The sequence below is a fragment of the Binatus sp. (SeqCode) genome (assembly GCF_035272065.1).
Lineage (GTDB): Bacteria > Desulfobacterota > Binatia > Binatales > Binataceae > Binatus.
This window is the reverse complement of sequence record NZ_DATEQZ010000078.1, coordinates 1-18,915: the sequence shown is the minus strand read 5'-3', so window position 1 is coordinate 18,915 and position 18,915 is coordinate 1. Positions and strand designations below refer to the sequence as shown.

The following is an 18,915-nucleotide window of genomic DNA, read 5'->3' as shown; positions in this document are numbered from 1 at the left end:
CACGAAAGAGCCGCTTCGATCCGCGGCGGTGCGTCACAGCTGTTCTTCGTTATGCTATAGAGCTACGGATATGAACGAGGGAGAACCCGATGGCGCGTAAGCTGACTCTGGTGAAAGGAGCGTCGCAGCGCGGCTCGCTGGTTTACGGGTTGCGTATTTTCGACCAGGGCAGTGTCGCCGGTGTCGAGGACGCGCGCATCAGCTTGGCCGACGGCACCAGCGGGCGCGTCACGATGCATCTGATCGAAGGCACGCGAGTACAAATCCGGCGGCAACTGATGCAAAGCATCGACGCATTTTTCGAATTGTTAGACGAGCAGTAATATAGATTCGGGAATGGAAGGTGAAAAAATGGATCTGAAATTCATCAAGTACGAGAAGCGCAACCATATCGCCTACATCACGTTCAACCGGCCCGAGCGGATGAATGCGTTGCATCCGCCGTGTCATATCGAGATGGACAGCGTGTGGGACGACTTCGTCGCGGACAAGTCGGCGTGGGTCGCGATCGTAACGGGCGCCGGCGACAAGGGTTTCTCGGCCGGCAATGATTTGCGCTGGACCGCGGAGAATCGCGGGCAACTGGCCGAATCGATTCGCGGCAAGGGCGGCTTCGCCGGAATCACCGCGCGCTACGACATCTATAAGCCGATCATTGCGGCCGTGAATGGATTCGCGCTCGGCGGTGGATTCGAGATCGCGCTTTCCTGCGATATCATCATCGCGGCCGAGCATGCGCGCTTCGGATTGCCGGAACCGCGCGTCGGCCTGATGGCGGCGGCCGGCGGCGTCCATCGTCTGCCGCGCCACATCCCGCTCAAGCTCGCGATGGGCATGATGCTGACGGGCAAGCACATCACGGCGGCCGACGCGCTAAGATTCGGAATCGCCAATGAGGTCGTGCCGCTGAAGGATCTGATTCCAACGGCCGAGAAGTGGGCGGGCGAGATCATGGAGTGCTCGCCGTTGTCAGTGCAGGCAACGAAGGAAGCGGCGATGAACGGACTCGGGATGACGGTCGAAGCGGCGCTCGCGAAGCACTACGAATTGCAGTCGAAGCTGTTCAGATCGAAGGACGCGGTCGAGGGACCGCTGGCATTCTCGCAGAAACGAAAGCCGAACTGGACCGGAGAGTAGGGTGGCGCGCCCCGACGGCGGGCGCACGGAGGGCCAGGAGTCGCGAAGATGCAGGAACTCTGGCTATTGCACGACGCAATCGCAACGCTGCTCGTCGGCGCGACGACGGCAGCGTTCCCGCCAATAGGCACCGGCGCGTTCTGGACGATAGTCGCATTCTACGGAGTGGTGTCTGTGCTATTCGACGACGAAACCCCGCGCGGCGTCCCCGGCATGGATTTCTTCTACGCAACCCGGCCTCATCTGAAAGACCCGCAGAGTTAGCGCCTCGTCTTCTGAATGAAATTGTCGCGCAGGGAACAAAACCTTTGACCAATTGTGGACGCTTTCGTTTGACATATGGCATGCACGAGGTTTGCTCCGTTTATGCTATGATTAGCGGCATAGGTGACATGCATGCCCATCAATTCTGCGATTCCCTCCCCGATCTTCGAGACGCTCAGGGACTCCGAAGATACCCTGCGGACCACGCTCGCCGAGCTGGCTGAAGACAAACGCAAACAGAAGCCGAATATCTCCGAGCGCAAGCTCGCGGAATATCTGGCCGATCAGATGGGCTATCGCGGCGCCAAGAACGTCGAAGCGCTGGTAGCCTCACGCGAGCGAATCGCGAAATCCCGTCAGGCGGTGGGTTTGGGCAAGTAACCTTCCTAGTGCCCGAGATGGTGTTGCAGGCCGCCATCGCGACCGCGGATTAGACGGGTCGCCAACCATGCCTTGAACGCGGCTTTCGCCTTTGCTTCAAAGATCGGCGACAGGTCAGGCGTACGACGATTGCGCCGCAGATGACTCCGCGTCCAGCGCCTTGATCAGAATTTCCTGGTTGTGGCTGACGAACGAATTGCGCTCTTCGAGCAGCGTCTCCTGGAACTGAACGCACTCCTCGCGAACCTTTCGCGGCGTCCATCGATGCGGTTCGCCGTTGCGATATTGGCGGAGCACGTCGTCGACCACCCGGAACAGCACCGCGTTGGCGGACGCCGTGATTTCACGAACCGCTTCGCGGTATTCCGCAAAACCGTCAAGCGGCGGGAAAAGCGCTTGCATCGCCGCGACCTCGCCCTTGACGTACTGGAGTTGCACGGTCAGCGCGCCGATACCGTGAATCCAGCCCGAAACATGCACCATTCGATTGAGCGCCTGGAAGAACACATCGACGCGCGGATCGAGGAAGTCATAGTCGGGATGGCAGATGTCGCCCTTCAGGCGCCCCTCACGCGCGAGTTGATCCTTTATGGGGTGCCGTCGTAAGGAATCATCCGGCAGAAAGTGGCAGGCGCCGCGCCGTCGCCAACGATGGTGCGCAGGAAGTCGAGGCTGTCGTTCACGGATTCGAAGGTGGTCGAGGGATCGAAGAGCATGAAGCCGAATTCGAACATGATGCCGAGTTCCTTCAGCGTCGCAACGGCTCGCAGGTTCTGCTCGACGGTGATCTGCTTGTGCAGCGTCGTCAGTCCCTCCTCGCTGCCGGATTCGAGCCCCATGTACACCATGAACAGGCCGGCGTCGCGCATCTCAGCGAACAGAACGGGATCGACCGCGTCGGCACGGCAGTTGATTTTCCAGATGACGCGCCCAGGTAATCCGCTGCGATGCAGCTCGGCGACGAACTCGCGCGCCCATCGCTGCCAGACCACCCCGTAGACCGGAAAGTCGTCATCCTGAAAGAGGAATATCGTGATGCCGTCGCGCTCGTGCAGCACGCGCATCTCCTCGACCACCTTGGCCGGCTTGCGGGTCCGCACCACCTTGCCCGGCGCCACCCGGTAGAACACGTGAATCGAGCAGAACGAGCAGGTGCGGATACAGCCGCGGCTCGCGAGCATCGGAATGGCGCGGCGACCGAGAATTGTCGTGCCGCGGCACGCGTCGCGCTCGGGATACGGCAACGAATCGAGATCCGGCACCAGCGGGCGCGGCTCGGTCGCGATGACTTGGTCGCCGCTGCAATAGGCGATGCCGGCAATGTCGCGCCAGTCGCGGCCCCTGCTCAGCCGATCGACCATTTCGAGTAGAGTCGTTTCGCCTTCGAAGCGCACGACGCTGTCGAGCTCGGGCAGCAGTTCGAGCGTGTGCTGGTAGCTGAGGCTAGGGAAATGGCCACCGATCGTGAAATGACAGCCGACGCCGTTGTCGCGCAGATAGCGGATCAGCGCGCCGAAGCGATCAACATAAAATTGGAAGATCAGAGAAAAGCCGATCAGGATCGGGTCGAGTGACTTAGCCGCCGCGAGAATCCGTTCGCGCTCCTGCTCGAAATCAAACACCTGGACCCGGTAACCCACGCGCCGCAGCGTGGCCGCCAGGTAACCCAATCCAAGATTCGCCTGCTCTTGGAATCCGATGAGCATCACCGGTCGCGAGATGTCGCGTGGCGCCGCGAGAGTGTCCTGACTAGTTGTTTCGGTCATGGGAGTTCTCCATTGCGTTGAACCGAAACCTTCACGGGAATGGGATACCGGCGCTTGCGGCGCCGTCGCGGCAGCTCCGCAAGCGAAAGTAAAATCTCTCCCCCTCTTCGCCTACTACTTCTTGCCAGCGGCGGCGTTGAGAATCGCGATGTTGCGATCGATCGCCTTGGCTTGCGCCGCCACCACTTCCTTTTCGTACTGGAGCTGGCTGACCACCAATTGGACTTGCGCCTCGGCGCTAATCTCCTGGAAGATCCAAGGCCAGTCCGGACCCGGATCGCCTTTGCGCCACCACGGGATATAGCTCAGGATTTCCGGTAGCTCTTCTTTGCCTTTTGGCATAGCAGCCTCCTCCCTGACGATTTCAGCGAGTTTGTCTTTCAGATGCTAATTTCGACTATTAGTATCGAAGGCTACTACCATCGAAACACACTTATTGGAAATGTTGTCAAAGAGTAGGGTCGAGAGGAGTTTGAGGCGACGGCTGCGGGCGCGCAAAAACAGACGGAAGATCGCTCTGCGTCTTTCGACTTCCGGGCTAGCGCCCGAGGCGTCGCCGCGAGGTGATGTCAGTGGTGGTCATGGAGTGGCCTCGCGTCTTTATCACTGGGTGCAGGGGTCACCCCTGCCCAAGGAGGTGCGGAACCCACGGAGGGTTCCGCATCAGATTAAGTTCTTCGCTTCCCGCCTTTCTTTGCCGCGCGATTCTTTGAGCGCGGCCCCGAGCCATAATCCCCGAATGGATCGTCACGCTCGCGAACTGCCTGCCGAAAGCCTGCGCTTGCGCGCGTGCGACGAAATCGAGGCCTTCCTGCGTATGCCTCGCGATTCCATCAAACAAAGAGCCCACCAGCCGCGACGTTGCCAGGCCCATGTTCTCGGCGGTGTGATTGCATAGCAGCTTGAGCATCTGGAGTTGATTCGTGGGCACTTGCGCCATCCGCTCGGCCAGCGAAGTCGCGCGCGCGTCGAGCTCGGCGTCGGGCACTGCTTCGAGTATGAGGCCGATGCGTGCGGCCTCGGGCGCGGGAATTTCATCGCCGGTCAGCAGGTAGCGCTTGGCGCGTTCGAGGCCCATCCGATAGACCCACATAGCGGTGGTCGGCGTGCCCCACACGCGCGACGGCGGATAGCCGAACGACGCGGACTCGCCGGCGATAATCAGGTCGGCGCATAGCACCATGTCGGTGCCGCCCCCGATGCACCATCCGCGAACGGCAGCGATAGAGGGGTTCTTCGCGTACCACAGCTTCATGTACACGTTGACGTATTGCGAGATCATGCCGTAGTCGGCCACCGAGTCCCACACGCGCTTGCGCGAACCTTCACCGGCTTGCGCGCGCGTGGACCCTTCGAGTGCGTAGCCGGCGCAAAACGCCGGACCCTCGGCGCGCAGCAGTATCACATGGACGTCGCGGTCGGCGTCGGCACGATCGATCGCAGCGGCAAGCTCGTCGCGCAGTTCGGGCGTGATCGTGTTGTACTCGGCGGCACGAGTGAGCGTGATGATGCCGACGCCGTTGCGGGTCTCGGTGCGGAGAGTCTTCATGGGAATCGCATATAGCACAATCTGGTTACCTCCTACGTTCGTCGGGGGAGGGTTAAAGTGGGGTGGGGGACAATTGTGCGGCAATTGCCTGTTTCGCCGCACATTCAGATGCGAGGTGAGCAGCAACCAGAATTCAGAAAACCCAAGGTCCCCCGCCCGCCGCGCGCGGACGCGCGTCGGTCTCCCCCGACGAACGCGGGAGGCTTTGATCGTCGTCCTTGCTAAACCGGCTACGCGGCTTTGACTTTCTTCTGTACCGGCGGCGTGGTCTCGCTCATGCGGCGGGTCACTTCCTCGTCGCTCATCGTCCAGATGCGATCGTCGGCCGGAAAGTCCATCAGCGGCTTCGCCGGGTCGGGCTTCGGCTGCGCGACCTTGCCGCCCTTCGATTCGAACTGCGCGGGATGCTTGTACTTCTCGACTTCGTCGGCGCCGATTCCGGCCAGCGCCTGCACTTCGGGATCGATCCACGCTTCCGCATCGATCGAGCCGCCTTCGGAGGTCGAGAACTCGAGCATGATTCCCTCCGGCGCGGCCAGGTAGATCGATTTGCAGAAACCGTGGTCGAGCGGGCCCATCACCCAATGCCCGTGCGAGCGGACGCGATCGCGAATCGCCATGAGGTCGTCGTAGCTGTCGACGTTGAGCGCCAGATGTTGCATCGCTCCGGCCGCGACGTTTTGCGTGGTGTGCCCGGCGTGCGAGACGCCCTTGATCGGCTGGATGTTGGCGACGTCGGGATGCTGCACGAATGCGATCGACGAGCTATCGCTCAGCTTCATGAAGCCGTGGAAGGTGTTGTCGACGCCATGCATCCAGTAAAGCGCGACCAGTTCCATCCCGACGACTTGGGAGAAATACTCGATCTGTTTTTTGATGTCCTTGGTGCAGATGGCGAGGTGATGCACTCCATTGGGCAGACCCATGATGCCGACCTCCGTGTGGGGTATCTGTGTTGTGCCACAATGAAGCGAGGAAGGGAACTCTCTGATGATGGATCGGACAACTCGGAATCAACTTGGCAGAGGGCAGTGTAGCGGCGGGCCCTAGGGTCGGGCGCGCAATGCGTGAACGACGATCTCGCGCTCGATGCCTTTGACGTGGACGGTCTGCGCGTCGCACTGCATCGCTGCCAACAAGACCGCGGCGCCGGGTAAGCAGTACATCTCGTCGCTCAGATAAATCTCGTTCTCCGCGGCCAGCCCCTGCACGCGCGCCGCCAGGTTGACCGTCTGCCCGAAATAATCGAGCCGCTCGTTCAACGTCACCGCCAGGCATCGACCGACATGCGCGCCAATTTTCAGCATGATCAGTTCCTCGCCCGCGCTATCATTGAAGCGCCTGATCTGTGCAAGCATGTCCAGCGCGGCGCCAATGGCGTTCAGCGGATCGTGAAAGCTTGCCATCACCGCATCGCCAATCGTCTTGACCAGCGCGCCACGGTTCGCCGCAATGACATCGCGCAACACGCCGAAATGCTGGCGCACCAGGTTGAACGCCTTCATGTCCCCGATGCGATCGTAGAGCGCCGTCGAGCCCTTAATGTCAGTAAACAGCACCGCCACTCGCTTGACCGCCAGGCCGCCGGCGCTCATCACCGTTTCCGACGGGAAGAGATCTAGGAACGTCTGCATCGACAAAAGGCGCGAACCCGACAGGAAGTCTCCTAGCTTGAAGCCCGGTGTTGTCCCACTCAAGGCTGCGCGTTCGGCCTCAGTGACGCTGATCGCAGACGCGACGATGCGATCCGGGCTGGCGTTCGTCAGAGTGTACGTCAACGATCCCGGCGCCACTGTCTGCATCTTCTCGGCCGGCCTGCCATCGCGATGTGTGATATCGATCCGTTCAACGCGATTGTCCGATGACGGATCTACAATAAGCTCCGGACCGTACCGCAAAGCGAAAAATCCAGGCTCCAGGTTGACTTGGAACGTCCCGGTTTCGCCGGGTTCGACATAGCTGACGAACACGTTGTGGCGCCAATAAAAGTCGCGCGCTTTCGTGCCGTCCCGCGCCATCGCACTTGCAGCTGTGTTGTAGTCGATAACAACTTCCTTCGCGCTCAACCTCTCGGGATCATGGAACCGCGACGTGCGCACGGCTTTCGAGACTGTAAATCCGATTTCGACGAAATCACTCAGATCCGCATCGCGGTTGACCAGGCAGGTTTTGCAGAAGGAGTGTTCACCCGCCGCATTCAGCGTGTGAAAGCTTTCGATGATCATCCCGCAGCCGCGGCACACATAATGCCACTCCATGGTGAGCAAGCCCGCTTTGCGCGCATGCAGAAACAGGTCAATGACCTCGGCCTCATCGCGCCCATGATTGGCCGCATATTGGATCGGATTGATGCGCACGATCTGATCGTCTGGCGCCTTCCGCACAAAGCTCTCCAGCTCTCGAACCAAATCGTCATGGTTCGCATAACTCGCGCGGAGTCTGTCGAGTCTCTCTTGAAAACTCGGTTCATGGACCGCGGGCCCGAAGTTACTCAGGGTCATACTCTCGATCGCCCGCGATCGTCGCGCTTGTCATAGGACTTCATCTTCGTACCCGCGCTTACGCTTCAGGTCGAACCTTTTCTTTGATCGCTGCGAACGCTTCTCGATTTTATTTCTCGCTCTTGGGGATTGTTGAGGTCGACGCCCCGCCAATTCCATTGCTGCATGTTCATTTGCCGGGCTTCATCCTAATGATGATAACCGCTGATCCCCTGATAGAGACAGGCCAGGAACGAGAGCTAGCCGATGATTTTATTCAGCGGGAACTCGACGATGCCGACAGCGCCGGCCTCGATCAGTTTGGGGAACAGCTCGCGCACCGTTTGCTCGGTGATTACCGTCTCGACCGCCAACCATTCGACGCCTTTCAGCGCTTGGGATGGGTAGAGATGCGAGATGGTTGGCGCGGTGATCGACGGCAGCAAGGCGATCACTTTTTCGAGATTTTCCTTCGCGACGTTCATCTTGATGCCGACGCGGTTTTCGGCATCGAGTGCACCGCGAAGCAGGATGCCGATCTGCCGAATCTTCGCCTGCTTCCACGCATCGGCCCAAGCCGCCGGATTGGCGACCAGCACCGGATTCGAGGTCATCAGCTCCTCGACGATGCGCAGGCCGTTGGCGCGGATCGACGAGCCGGTCTCGGTGACGTCGATTGCGGCGTCGGTGATGCCTTCGGCGACCTTGGCCTCGGTCGCGCCCCACGAAAATTCAACGTCGGCTGCAACTTTGCGCTCGGATAGTATTCGCTTAACAAACTGCACCAGCTCGGTCGCGATTCGCTTGCCCTGAAGGTCTTCAAGCCGCTTGACCGGCGAATCGTTGCGCACGTACAGCACCCATCGCGAGGGTGTCAGCGTGGCCTTGGCGTAGATGAAGCTCTCGACCTGCTGGAGAGTCACGTTGTTCTCGACGATCCAGTCGCTGCCGGTGATGCCCGCGTCGAGCGAGCCGTCCGCGATGTAGCGTGGCATCTCCTGCGGGCGCAGGATGCGGCAGCTCAGCGTCGCGTCGTCGGTGGCAGGGATGTAGGAGCGAGGGTCGGCCGTGATGCGCCATCCGGACTTGCGCATCAGCTCGAGCGTCTGATTCTCGAGGCTGCCCTTGGGGATGCCGAATTTCAGAACCTTGTCAGCCATATTCGATCAACCGGCCGACTTCTTCGGCTGATGCCCGTAGTTGGGGCCGTACTTGGCGGGATCGACTTTGCGCTGCTCGACGATTTTCCATGCGCCCGCATCGAGCTTGCGGAAGAAGCACGACTCGTAGCCCTCGTGGCATGCGGCCCCGTCGCCGCGCTGCTCGACAGTTACGACGACCGCGTCGGCGTCGCAGTCGAGGCGAATCTCGTGCACTATTTGAAAATTTCCCGACTCTTCGCCCTTGCGCCACAGCTTGTTGCGCGAGCGCGAGAAGTAGCACGCGCGGCCGGTGGCGACCGTCTCGTCGAAAGCCTCGCGATTCATATAGGCGACGGTCAGCACGCGATGGCTCAGGTGATCGACGGCAATCGCGGCGACGACGCCGCCGTTCTTGTCGAAATCAATTGCCGCCGATGCTGAAGTCGCGTTTTCTGCCTGCGTTGCCATTGTTGCCACCGAGTTGACTACCGCGAAAATTGCGCTTGCGAATCAAGAAGTATCGGTCAAACTTCGGCGCGATTCAATGCGTTGTGTTGCCGCGGGGGCGCCAACCTGTTTTCAATTAATGACAATGCGAGTACATTACGGGCCGATGTCAGACGACTTGCCGAGCCCCTCGGCTCGTTCGCGATCGAAGATGTCCCCTCTTTCAAAGCGACGATTGGAGAAACTTCCTGTTGTGGCGATTGTTCTCGCCCTGTCGGCCGTCGCCTGCCACATCCCCGGCAAATCGATCGAGTCGAATTACAAAAACGTCGATCAATTTAACTTCGACGTTGCGATGGGTCCCAAGAATTACCATATCGAGGGCTACCTGACGCGCAGCGCCGAGCAGGGCCGGCGGCCCGGGCTGCTGGTGCTCAACGGCGGCGAGGGCAACGTTGACCAATGCGTCAAGATGAGCCAGGGAATCGCGGCGATGGGAATCCAGGTCGCGTGCGTGAGTATCCCGGGCTACGGCAATTCGTCGGGGCCCAGCCGCTTTGTGGGGCAACCGTCGGTGCTGGCGTCGCGCAAGGCGCTCGACATGCTGGCGGGACGCAATGACGTAGATGCGTCGCGGCTCGCGGTTTGGGGACTTGGGCATGGCGCAGTCGCGGCGGGCCTGCTGATGGATTATGACTCGCGCCCGCGGGCGCTGATTCTTGAATCGGGATGCTACGATCCGCTGTCGCTATGGCCGGAAGCACCGCTGCGCACCAAGCTGTCTATTCTGCGGGAAGTATGGCCCAGCAAGCGGATTCTGAAAGAGCGCAGCGTGATAGCGCATCTGCCGCCGAAGCTCGAATGCAGCGTGCTGATCATGCACGGTCAGCAGGACAATCGAATGCCGGTGGGACAGGCGGTGAAGCTCGCCGACGAGTTGCGTGCGCGTGGCGCGAAAGTCGAGACGCTCTATTTCCCACAGGCGTCGCACGATCTCGGCAAGCGCGTCGAGCCCGAACTGCGCGCCTTCCTGCGGGATAATCTGCTAGATTCAAATCGCGCCGCCGCTTCGTAAGCCGCACACACAGTTCACTTAATTGAATGTGAAACCCGCCGTGGGTTTCACGCTCCCTTGGGCAGGGGTGACCCCTGCACCAAATTTTAAAAATAAGGTGCGGGACTTCGTCCTTGTTGGAACGGGTTGGGCGAGACCTACGCGATCTCCTTCAGCGCCTCGATCACTTCCGCCGTGTGCCCGTTCACCTTCACCTTCGGGAACACCTTCCGCACGACGCCTGCTTTGTCGATGATGAACGTAGTCCGCTCGATGCCCATGAACTCGCGGCCGTAGAGCGACTTCATCTTGTACACACCGTACAGCTTGCAGACCTTGTTGCCGGGATCGGCGAGCAGCGGGAAGTTGAGCTCGTGCTTGGCGATGAACTTGCCGTGCGAGTCGGTCGAGTCGGCGCTGATGCCGACGACCTTGGCGCCGAGCCTTTTGATCGGCGCGATATTGTCGCGGAAGCTGCACGCCTCGATGGTGCATCCGGGGGTCATGTCCTTGGGATAGAAATAGAGCACGAGGTTGTTCGCGCCGATCAGATCTTTCAGCGCGACGGCTTTTCCGCCGGCGTCGAACAGCTCGAAGGCGGGCGCCTTCTTTCTCTCGAGCGCGGCGCTGGCGCTTTTCGCGGTCGCGGTTGCGGATTTCTTCGGAGCTTTGGCGGCGGTTTTTTTGGATGTCGGCATGGAATTGATTTAGTCGCGCGTGATGCGTGACGCAACTTCAGGCGTCCCGTGCCGATTTCAAGAATTCACGAAACCCATATTTTGCAAGGGTTTCGTGGCCCCTAGTTGACGAGGCGCCAGTCACACCTTAGACTTGGCCGTCTGACAGTTCTCAATTGATCGCGCACGCGTTCCTATGGCCGTTTACACCGAGCTAAGCAAACCGTTCCTGAAAGAGTTGGCTGACGACTATGGTCTGGGCCGCGTCACCAGCGCGACCGGAATACCCGAAGGATCGGTCAACACCAACTACGTGCTCGAGGCGGCCAAGGGCAAGTTCCTGCTGCGGATCGACGAGGTCAAAAGCGAGAACGAGCTCAAGCGCGAGATCGATCTGCTGTCGTTTTTGCGCAAGCATGCGTTCCCGTGCCCGCATCCGATGCAGGATCGGATGGGCCGCTTCTACCGCAACTACAACAATCGCTGCGTGTCGTTGTTCAAGTACCAGGAGGGCAAGGTGCTGGCGCCCGCGCGCCTGAAGCCGAGCCAGCTAGAGACGATCGGCCACGCGCTCGGCGACCTGCACGTGATCGGCAAGGCGTACAAGAAGGGAATTGACAACCGCTTCAGCTTCGAGCGAATCGCCGACCTGTACCTGACCGTGCGCAACCGGCTGCCGAACTACTTCCGCAAGATTTGCCGCACGCTCGACGACGAGGTCGAGTACCTGACGCGGTATCTCGAAGGCAAGCTGCCCAAGGGCGTAATCCACGGCGATATCTTCGCCGACAACCTGCTGTTTCGCGGCGAGAAGCTGACCGCGATGCTCGACTTTGACGCGGCGTGCCGCGGCAAGTTCATTTTCGATATCGCGACCGCGGTCAACGCGCTGTGCTTCGTCGATGGCAGCTACTCGCTCGACCGGTTTCGCTACCTGCTGTCGGGCTATGAGTCGGTGCGGACGCTGTCGCTGGCGGAATGGGACGCGTTTCCCAACGAGCTGCGATTTTCGTCGCTGCGCTTCACCGTGACGCGGCTACACGATTTCTTTCTGTCGCCGGTGGACGGGAAGCATCGCGTCGACAAGGACTTCCGCGAGTTCTTCGATCGCCTGCGCGTGCTGCGCCGCGAGCGCGAAGGCGGGATGGAGCCGCTGCTGATGGCAATGGCGACCGGCTACGACTACCGCAAGTACCAGAAGGTCAAAGCGACCGAGCGCCGCCAGGCGTGAAAATCGCGACCTGACTCGCGCATCCGCGCAGAAATCCGTTGCCTTCAATTCTCGACAGCCTGAACGCCGCCGCGCCCGCGCTGTGGCTCGAAGTCTCACCGCCGCGCGGAATCAATCCGGCGCCGCTGCTACGACGACTTGGTGAGCTGGCCGGGCACGCCGATGCGATCAACCTGACCGACAACGCGCTGGGCAAGGTGAAGATGTCGGGGCTGGTATTCGGCGCGGCAATCAAGGAGCGCCTGAAGATTCCGGTCGTGCTGAACGTGTCGTGCCGCGATCGCAACCGCTTCGCGCTGAAGTCGGATCTGCTGGGCGCGGCAGCTATCGGAATCGAGGCGATCGTCGCGCTCAACGGCGATAAGATTCCGCCCGGTCCCGACGGCAAGGTCATCGCCTCGCACGATATCGACGCTTACGCGCTGCTCGCGATGGTCGGTGCGCTGAATCGCGGCGACACCGGCGAGGGTAAGCCGCTACTGAAGGCGCTGCCCTCAATCGTTGCCGGGGCGGTCGCGAATCCAAATCGAAAAAATATCGAGCGTGAGTTCGAGCTGCTCGAACGCAAGGCCGCGGCGGGTGCGCGTTTCGTGATAACGCAGCCGGTGTTCGATGCCGAGACCGGGCGGCGATTCATCGCAAAGGCCAACACGCTGGGAATAAAGACGATGCTCGGAATCATCCCGGTCAAGCGCGAGGCGATGGCAACTTACCTGATCGACCGGGTGAAGGACCTTAGCGGCGCGCGCAGCCATCTGGACAGATTCGCCGGGATGAGCGAAGAAGAGGTGCGCGCGGTCTCGATCCGCGAGAACCTGGCGCTGATGAAGTCGTTGGCTCGCGATGCGGCGGGGTTCATCATCATGAGCGGCGGCGGCCCGTCACTCGCAATCGAGCTGACTCTTCAGTTCAGCCGGTGGCGCAAGGAGATCGGTAAATGAACCGTACCCAGGCAAATGGTTCCCGGGCCAAGGTTCCCGCGGAGAAAAATTGCGCCGACGGGCGCGGCAAGATTGAAGACGCGGTTCGGGTAATCCTGCGGCATATGGGGGAAGACCCGGAGCGCGAAGGGCTCGAGCGCACGCCTATGCGTGTCGCGAAGGCGTACGAGTTTCTGACGAGCGGTTACGCCAAGGATCCCAAGGAAGCGATCAATGGCGCGCTGTTCTCCGAGCAGGACTACCAGGAAATGATCCTGTGCAAGGATTTGGATTTTTACTCCCTGTGCGAGCATCACCTGCTGCCGTTCATGGGCAAGGCGCACGTAGCATACCTGCCGAATCGGAAGATCGTCGGAATCTCGAAGCTGGCGCGGATGGTCGAGATCTACGCGCGGCGCCTGCAGGTGCAGGAGCGGCTGACGACGCAGATCGCGCAGACGTTGATGTCGGAGATCGATCCGCTGGGGGTCGCGGTGGTGCTCGAAGCCGAGCATCTGTGCATGCGGATGCGCGGGGTCGAGAAGCAGAATTCCTACGTCACGACGTCGGCGATGCTGGGGGTGTTCCGCACCAACACCGAGACGCGCCAGGAGTTCATGCAATTGCTAAGGAACGGCAAGCCGTAACGTCGCGAGTTTCGCTTTTTTCTCTAGAAATGGAGCTTGTTTGCTGGGCTTTCCTAGCGAAAGTGTTTCACGTGAAACGGTACTTTAGTTCAGGAGAACGAAACACGAATCGGTCCAAGGAATAGTTGATGGCTGCTGATGACGCGTCGCTGGAGGGGCTTGGGCGGTATGCGCTTCGCTTCGTTAAGCGGGGGCATACGGTAGGGCTTGGGACAGGGCGGGCGGCTAGTGCGTTCATTCGGGCGCTGGGAGCCAGCGGGATCGAGGTGCGTGGCGTGCCTACTTCCAAGGCTAGCGAACAACTCGGACGCTCGGTGGGAATTCCGATCGTCTCGCTGACTGAGGCGGGGAAAATCGATACCGACTTCGACGGGGCTGACGAGGTCGATCCGCGGCTCAATCTGAACAAAGGATACGGCGGTGCGCTGGTACGGGAAAAGATCGTGGCGGCGTCATCGCGGCGGTTCGTCGTGCTGGTCGGCGAGGAAAAGCTGGTGAAGAGACTGGGGGATCGCGGCCGTATCCCGGTCGAAGTGGTGCCATTCGGAGTGCCGCTCGCGATGACGAGAATCAAAGCGCTTGGAATGACGGCGCGAGTTCGGGAAAACAGTGGCCAACGATTCATCAGTGACAATGGCAACTTCGTTCTCGACTGCACGGTAAAGAGGATCGCGAATCCGGCGCGGCTGGATCGCGAACTGATCGCGATTCCGGGGGTGGTCGATACAGGATTGTTCATCGCGATGGCGGATGTCGTGCTGGTGGCGGAAGGATCGGGAAAGATTCGCGTGCTGAAGCGCTAGCAAGGTGAGTTCAGCGACCACGGATTCCGATACCGACCAGGCGGCGCGCGCCGACCTGGAAACGATTTATCGCGCGGCGGTGGCGGCGGTCGAGCCGGGGCGGCTCGTCGGAGTCGCGATGGACGGCGGTGGCGCCGGCGCGGAGCGGGTTCCCGAATTGATCGCGGGTGCGTCGCGAATCTTCATGCTGGCGGTGGGTAAGGCGTCGCTCGGGATGGCGCTCGAGATCGAGCGCCGCATCGGTGACAAGCTAGCCGATGCGATCGCCGTAGTTCCGAGAGTTTCCGCCGCGACCACGGAGCGGGCCCTAATACTTAAAAGAGTGCGGGTCGTCGCGTCGAGCCATCCGGTGCCTGACGAATCGTCGGAGGAAGCCGCGCATCTCGCCTGCGAGATGCTGCATGGGGCGACGGCGGACGACCTGGTGATCGTCGCGATCAGCGGAGGGGCGTCGGCGATGTTCACACGGCCGGCCGAGGGCCTGACGCTAGCGGACAAGATCGCCGTCAACCAGGCGCTGCTCAAAGCCGGTGCGTCGATTCGCGAGCTCAATGTCGTGCGCAGGCATCTGTCGGCGGTGAAGGGCGGGCGCCTCTTGCACCATTGCGGGGGCGCGCGCGTGATCGGGCTGATTCTTTCCGACGTGCCAGGCAACGATTTGGCGACGATCGGATCGGGGCTGACTGCCGGTGATTGGAGCAGCTTCGGCGACGCGGCCGCGGTGATGAAGCGGCGCGGCGTGTGGGGGCGCGCGCCCGAGGCGATCCGCGCGTACCTGGAAAAAGGGGTAGCGGGCGAAGCCGGCGCGATGCTGAAGACCGGCGATCCGATCCTCGAGCGCGTCACCAACGTGATTATCGGAGACAACGAGCTGGCCCTGGAAGGGGCTGAGCGCGCTGCGGCGGCGCTCGGGTATCATCCCCGGCGATGGAAGGCGCTGAATGGCGAAGCCAACGATGCCGGCCGTGCGATCGCGGAGTACCTGTGCGAGATCACGGATGAGCGGGTGTGCGTCGTGGCGGGCGGTGAGCCGGTGGTGACGGTGCGCGGAGGCGGGAAGGGCGGACGCGCACAGCAATGCGCGCTCGCGATGGGAATCGAGCTGTCGCAGAAAGGGCGCGGGCGCCGAATCGCAGCGCTGGTTGCGGGCACCGACGGTATCGACGGGCCGACCGACGCGGCGGGGGCATTTGCGTCGCCGGACACGGTCGCGGACGGCCAGCGCGCGGGAGTCAGCGCCGCAGCCGCTTTGACACGCAACGACTCGTACAACTTTTTCAAAGCGTCGGGCGGGCTGTTCGTCACCGGGCCGACGGGAACCAACGTCAGCGACGTTTTTGTGGGTCTGGTGAATTATTAATTGAAGTACAAGGAACTCGGGCGCGCTATGCTCCGAGTTCAGTGCCCTCTCCTTGTCCGAGGAGAGCTTTGCGTAACCTATGCGCAGACGTACAGACAGCGGCAGAATCCTGAGTCGCGCGCGAAAGATGCGCGCTGGACAAGGACCCTCACCTTCATCCTCTCCCTAACAGGGAGAGGGGAAGAAAGGCGCAGCGGGTTATACAAAGGTCTCTCGGACAAGGAGAGGTTAGGATGGAGGAGCGTTGGGCACAGTTAAAATTTTGAAAACAAAAGAACAATCGACTGCTTCGCGGAAAACGACTCGTACGAAAACTTCCGGTAATCGCGCGGTCACATTGATCCCCGGCGACGGGGTCGGGCCGGAAGTCGTGAACGCGGCGCTGTCGGTGATCGAGGCGACTGGAGTCGAAGTCGAATGGGATCGGCAGGCGGCGGGGATGAACGCGTTTCGGCGTTTCGGGACTCCGGTGCCGGACGCGCTTATCGAATCGCTCAAGCGGACGCGGGTCGCGCTCAAGGGGCCGCTCGAGACGCGCGTGGCGGAAGGATGGCGCTCGATCAACGTGCATCTGCGGCGCACGTTCGACCTGTACGCCAACGTGCGCCCGACGATGAACTTTGCCGGAGTGCATACGCCGTTCAACAAGGTCGATCTGATCGTGGTGCGCGAGAATACGGAGGATTTGTACTCGGGAATCGAGCACGAGATCGCGCCGGGCGTGGTCGAGAGTATCAAGGTGATCACGGCGCGCGCGTCGCGGCGAATCGCGAAGTTCGCATTCGAGTATGCGCGGGCGCATCGGCGCAAATCGATCACGGCGATTCACAAGGCGAATATAATGAAGCTGTCGGACGGGCTGTTCCTGAAGTGCGCGCGCGCGGTGTCGGCGGACTACAAGGAGATTCGGTACCAGGAGCAAATCGTCGACGCGGCGTGTATGCGGCTGGTGACGCATCCGGAATCGTTCGACGTGCTGCTGCTGGAAAATCTCTACGGCGATATCGTTTCGGATTTGTGCGCCGGGTTGGTAGGCGGATTGGGCCTGGTGCCGGGCGCCAACTATGGCGACAAGGGCGCGATTTTCGAAGCGGTGCATGGCACGGCGCCGGATATCGCGGGCAAAGGGGTCGCCAATCCAATCGCGATGATCCTGTCGAGTGCGATGATGCTCGATTACATTGGGCATCGCGCGGCCGGCGCGAAGATTCGCGCGGCGACAGCGTCGGTACTGCGTGCGGGCAAAGTGCTGACGCGTGACGTGGGCGGAAAAGCGTCGACGAGCGAGGTGACGGCGGCGATCGTCAAGGCGATGTCGCGAGGATAGGGAAGGGTAAATCACTTAATTAAATGTGAAACCCTCCGTGGGTTTCACGCTTCCTTGGGCAGGGTGACCCCTGCACCCAGTGATAAGAAAGGATGCGGGACTTCGTCCCTGTTAGAAGGGTTGGGGCGGAGGCGTCCGAATCTTTACCTCGCCGTTTCTTTTACGGAGGGGCGACCGGCCGCATCGCGGCCGGTAGGTGAGGGTTCTGCGAACACACCACAAGAGTCTGCCTGGTCCGCTCTCGACCCTTTCGTCAGATCTAACCGTCAGATAATAGTCAGCGCTATGGCCAAGCCGCTCATCGCACAGGACGTCGCCGCGCGGGTTCCGCCCGGACAGATCCTGACCGACAAATTTCCCGTGCTCAGTTACGGAGCGACGCCACGGTTCGATCCGAAGACCTGGGATTTCAAAGTTGTGGGACTGGTCGAGAAGCCGCTTCGATTTTCGTACCAGGAATTCCGTGCGCTGCCGCAATCGCGCGAGGTTGCCGACTTTCATTGCGTGACGACCTGGTCGCGGCTCGACAACGTGTGGGAAGGCGTGCGGGTTGCTGATCTCATCAAGCTGGTGAAGCTCAGTCCCGAGGCGCGTTACGTGATCGTCCATTGCGACGGCGATTACACGACGAACCTGCCGCTGAATGAGTTTCTGGACGACGACGCGATGCTGGCGCATCGGCATGACGGGCGCGATCTCGAACCGGATCATGGATTTCCGCTGCGGCTCGTCGTGCCGAAGCTCTACGGATGGAAGAGCGCCAAGTGGGTGCGCGCGCTCGAGTTCGCCGATATCGACAGGCGCGGATTCTGGGAAGTGCGCGGTTACCACAACCATGCCGACCCCTGGACCGAGGAGCGCTACTCGTTCCAGGAAGATCCCGAAGACTGACGGTCGGATGCGTTGGCCTCCACGCTGAACCGTCAAAAGAGTCTGGCGCGATTTCGCGACGAGGAATTCGATCTCGCGGTAATCGGCGCGGGTATCAACGGCGGGGCCGTCGCGCGTGACGCCTCGATGCGCGGATTGCGGGTCGCGCTGCTAGACCGCGGCGATTTCGCGGGCGCAACGTCGTCGCGATCCTCGAAGCTGATTCACGGCGGTTTCCGCTACCTTCCGCAGGGGCAGTTCAAGCTCGTGTACGAAGCGCTGCGCGAGCGCGAGCGCCTGCGCCATCGCACGGCGCCGCATCTGGTGCATCCGATTCAGTTTTTGTTTCCCGTCTATCGGCGGCGCGGCTTCAATCGTTTCACGATGGCAATGGGGCTGACGTTCTACGACCTGTTTGCGGGGATGCCGTTCAAGGAGTGGCACTCGAGCCTCAATGCCGCCGAGGTGCGCGAGACGGAGCCTGCACTCAGCCGCGACGGGTTGACCGGCGGCGCGATGTACTTCGACGCGTGGGCCGACGATGCGCGCGTCACGTTCGAGAACGTGCTCGACGCGGACTTGCACGGCGCGGCGGTCGCGAATTATGCGGCGGTCGAGACTTTCAGAATCGCGGACGGGAAGATCGCCTCGGTCAGCGTGCGCGATTTGCTTGGCGGCATCACCTGCGAAGTTCGCGCGAAGAAATTTCTGAATGCGGCTGGGCCATGGGTTGACGAGATTCGGCGGATGGACGATCCGGCGGCGAAAGCGTGCGTGCGCTTGACCAAGGGCGTGCATCTGGTGTTTGCACGAACGGTACTGCCGGTGCGCGAATCTCTCGTGCTCGCCGACGAGCGCGG

22 protein-coding genes are annotated in these 18,915 nt (G+C 61.1%); 13 read left to right on the top strand and 9 right to left on the bottom strand.

The annotated features are described in order from the left end of the window. Nucleotides 1-89: 89 nt before the first annotated feature. The 4 genes from VJX68_RS14620 to VJX68_RS14605 all read left to right on the top strand — a co-directional run bounded on the left by VJX68_RS14620 (nt 90) and on the right by VJX68_RS14605 (nt 1,782). Complete coding sequence (locus tag VJX68_RS14620) at nt 90-323, top strand: hypothetical protein (RefSeq protein ID WP_324096449.1); 234 nt, start codon at nt 90-92, stop codon at nt 321-323. A gap of 28 nt (nt 324-351) precedes the next feature. Next, a complete protein-coding gene (locus VJX68_RS14615; protein WP_324096448.1) occupies nt 352-1,137 on the top strand; it encodes an enoyl-CoA hydratase-related protein in 786 nt (261 codons plus the stop codon). Nucleotides 1,138-1,185: 48 nt separating this feature from the next. Continuing rightward, nucleotides 1,186-1,401 carry a hypothetical protein gene (locus tag VJX68_RS14610; protein WP_324096447.1) on the top strand — a complete coding sequence of 72 codons (216 nt, stop codon included), beginning with the start codon at nt 1,186-1,188 and terminating at the stop codon, nt 1,399-1,401. A 132-nt stretch (nt 1,402-1,533) separates the two neighbouring features. Next, nucleotides 1,534-1,782, top strand: coding sequence for a hypothetical protein (locus tag VJX68_RS14605; RefSeq protein ID WP_324096446.1), 249 nt, complete (start codon nt 1,534-1,536; stop codon nt 1,780-1,782). A gap of 114 nt (nt 1,783-1,896) precedes the next feature. Here the strand turns inward: VJX68_RS14605 and VJX68_RS14600 are convergent, their stop codons facing one another. From VJX68_RS14600 to hisI, 8 genes are all read right to left on the bottom strand, one after another. Continuing rightward, nucleotides 1,897-2,265, bottom strand: a complete 369-nt coding sequence (locus VJX68_RS14600) for a hypothetical protein (protein WP_324096445.1) — start codon at nt 2,263-2,265, stop codon at nt 1,897-1,899. Between the two features lie 104 nt (nt 2,266-2,369). Beyond that, on the bottom strand, nt 2,370-3,548 hold the full coding sequence (locus VJX68_RS14595; RefSeq protein WP_324096444.1) for a B12-binding domain-containing radical SAM protein: 1,179 nt from the start codon (nt 3,546-3,548) through the stop codon (nt 2,370-2,372). Nucleotides 3,549-3,662: 114 nt separating this feature from the next. Beyond that, complete coding sequence (locus VJX68_RS14590) at nt 3,663-3,890, bottom strand: hypothetical protein (RefSeq protein ID WP_324096443.1); 228 nt, start codon at nt 3,888-3,890, stop codon at nt 3,663-3,665. Nucleotides 3,891-4,167: 277 nt separating this feature from the next. Beyond that, entirely contained in the window at nt 4,168-5,097 is a 930-nt protein-coding gene (locus VJX68_RS14585; protein WP_324096442.1) for a crotonase/enoyl-CoA hydratase family protein, read from the bottom strand. Between the two features lie 230 nt (nt 5,098-5,327). Further along, nucleotides 5,328-6,023 carry a VOC family protein gene (locus VJX68_RS14580; protein WP_324096441.1) on the bottom strand — a complete coding sequence of 232 codons (696 nt, stop codon included), beginning with the start codon at nt 6,021-6,023 and terminating at the stop codon, nt 5,328-5,330. A 120-nt stretch (nt 6,024-6,143) separates the two neighbouring features. After that, nucleotides 6,144-7,598 (bottom strand): adenylate/guanylate cyclase domain-containing protein, encoded by a 1,455-nt coding sequence (locus tag VJX68_RS14575; RefSeq protein WP_324096440.1) that lies wholly within the window; start codon nt 7,596-7,598, stop codon nt 6,144-6,146. 239 nt (nt 7,599-7,837) lie between these two features. Beyond that, entirely contained in the window at nt 7,838-8,737 is a 900-nt protein-coding gene (hisG, locus tag VJX68_RS14570; RefSeq protein WP_324096439.1) for an ATP phosphoribosyltransferase, read from the bottom strand. 6 nt (nt 8,738-8,743) lie between these two features. Beyond that, the gene (gene hisI / locus VJX68_RS14565) at nt 8,744-9,187 is read right to left on the bottom strand and encodes a phosphoribosyl-AMP cyclohydrolase (protein WP_324096438.1); all 444 of its coding nucleotides are present in this window, start codon (nt 9,185-9,187) and stop codon (nt 8,744-8,746) included. A gap of 232 nt (nt 9,188-9,419) precedes the next feature. On the opposite strand from hisI, the gene VJX68_RS14560 reads away from it, so the two are divergent. Then, nucleotides 9,420-10,241: an alpha/beta hydrolase family protein gene (locus VJX68_RS14560; RefSeq protein WP_324096437.1), complete on the top strand. Its 822-nt coding sequence runs from the start codon at nt 9,420-9,422 to the stop codon at nt 10,239-10,241. A gap of 137 nt (nt 10,242-10,378) precedes the next feature. Here VJX68_RS14560 and bcp read toward each other — a convergent pair whose 3' ends face one another. Next, complete coding sequence (gene bcp / locus VJX68_RS14555; protein ID WP_324096436.1) at nt 10,379-10,918, bottom strand: thioredoxin-dependent thiol peroxidase; 540 nt, start codon at nt 10,916-10,918, stop codon at nt 10,379-10,381. Between the two features lie 175 nt (nt 10,919-11,093). Between bcp and VJX68_RS14550 the strand changes: the two genes are divergently transcribed. The 8 genes from VJX68_RS14550 to VJX68_RS14515 form a co-directional block, all read left to right on the top strand. Then, the gene (locus tag VJX68_RS14550; protein WP_324096435.1) at nt 11,094-12,128 is read left to right on the top strand and encodes a homoserine kinase; all 1,035 of its coding nucleotides are present in this window, start codon (nt 11,094-11,096) and stop codon (nt 12,126-12,128) included. A gap of 38 nt (nt 12,129-12,166) precedes the next feature. Continuing rightward, nucleotides 12,167-13,069, top strand: coding sequence for a methylenetetrahydrofolate reductase (locus tag VJX68_RS14545; RefSeq protein ID WP_324096434.1), 903 nt, complete (start codon nt 12,167-12,169; stop codon nt 13,067-13,069). A 71-nt stretch (nt 13,070-13,140) separates the two neighbouring features. Beyond that, nucleotides 13,141-13,695, top strand: a complete 555-nt coding sequence (gene folE / locus VJX68_RS14540; protein WP_414643490.1) for a GTP cyclohydrolase I FolE — start codon at nt 13,141-13,143, stop codon at nt 13,693-13,695. Between the two features lie 128 nt (nt 13,696-13,823). Then, nucleotides 13,824-14,498 (top strand): ribose-5-phosphate isomerase RpiA, encoded by a 675-nt coding sequence (rpiA, locus tag VJX68_RS14535; protein WP_324096432.1) that lies wholly within the window; start codon nt 13,824-13,826, stop codon nt 14,496-14,498. Nucleotides 14,499-14,502: 4 nt separating this feature from the next. After that, entirely contained in the window at nt 14,503-15,858 is a 1,356-nt protein-coding gene (locus VJX68_RS14530; RefSeq protein ID WP_324096431.1) for a glycerate kinase type-2 family protein, read from the top strand. A 337-nt stretch (nt 15,859-16,195) separates the two neighbouring features. Next, nucleotides 16,196-17,185 (top strand): isocitrate/isopropylmalate dehydrogenase family protein, encoded by a 990-nt coding sequence (locus VJX68_RS14525; RefSeq protein ID WP_324096430.1) that lies wholly within the window; start codon nt 16,196-16,198, stop codon nt 17,183-17,185. 285 nt (nt 17,186-17,470) lie between these two features. Continuing rightward, nucleotides 17,471-18,076 (top strand): sulfite oxidase-like oxidoreductase, encoded by a 606-nt coding sequence (locus VJX68_RS14520; protein ID WP_324096429.1) that lies wholly within the window; start codon nt 17,471-17,473, stop codon nt 18,074-18,076. Between the two features lie 12 nt (nt 18,077-18,088). After that, nucleotides 18,089-18,915: FAD-dependent oxidoreductase (locus VJX68_RS14515; RefSeq protein WP_324096428.1), on the top strand; the 827-nt coding region annotated here is incomplete at its 3' end.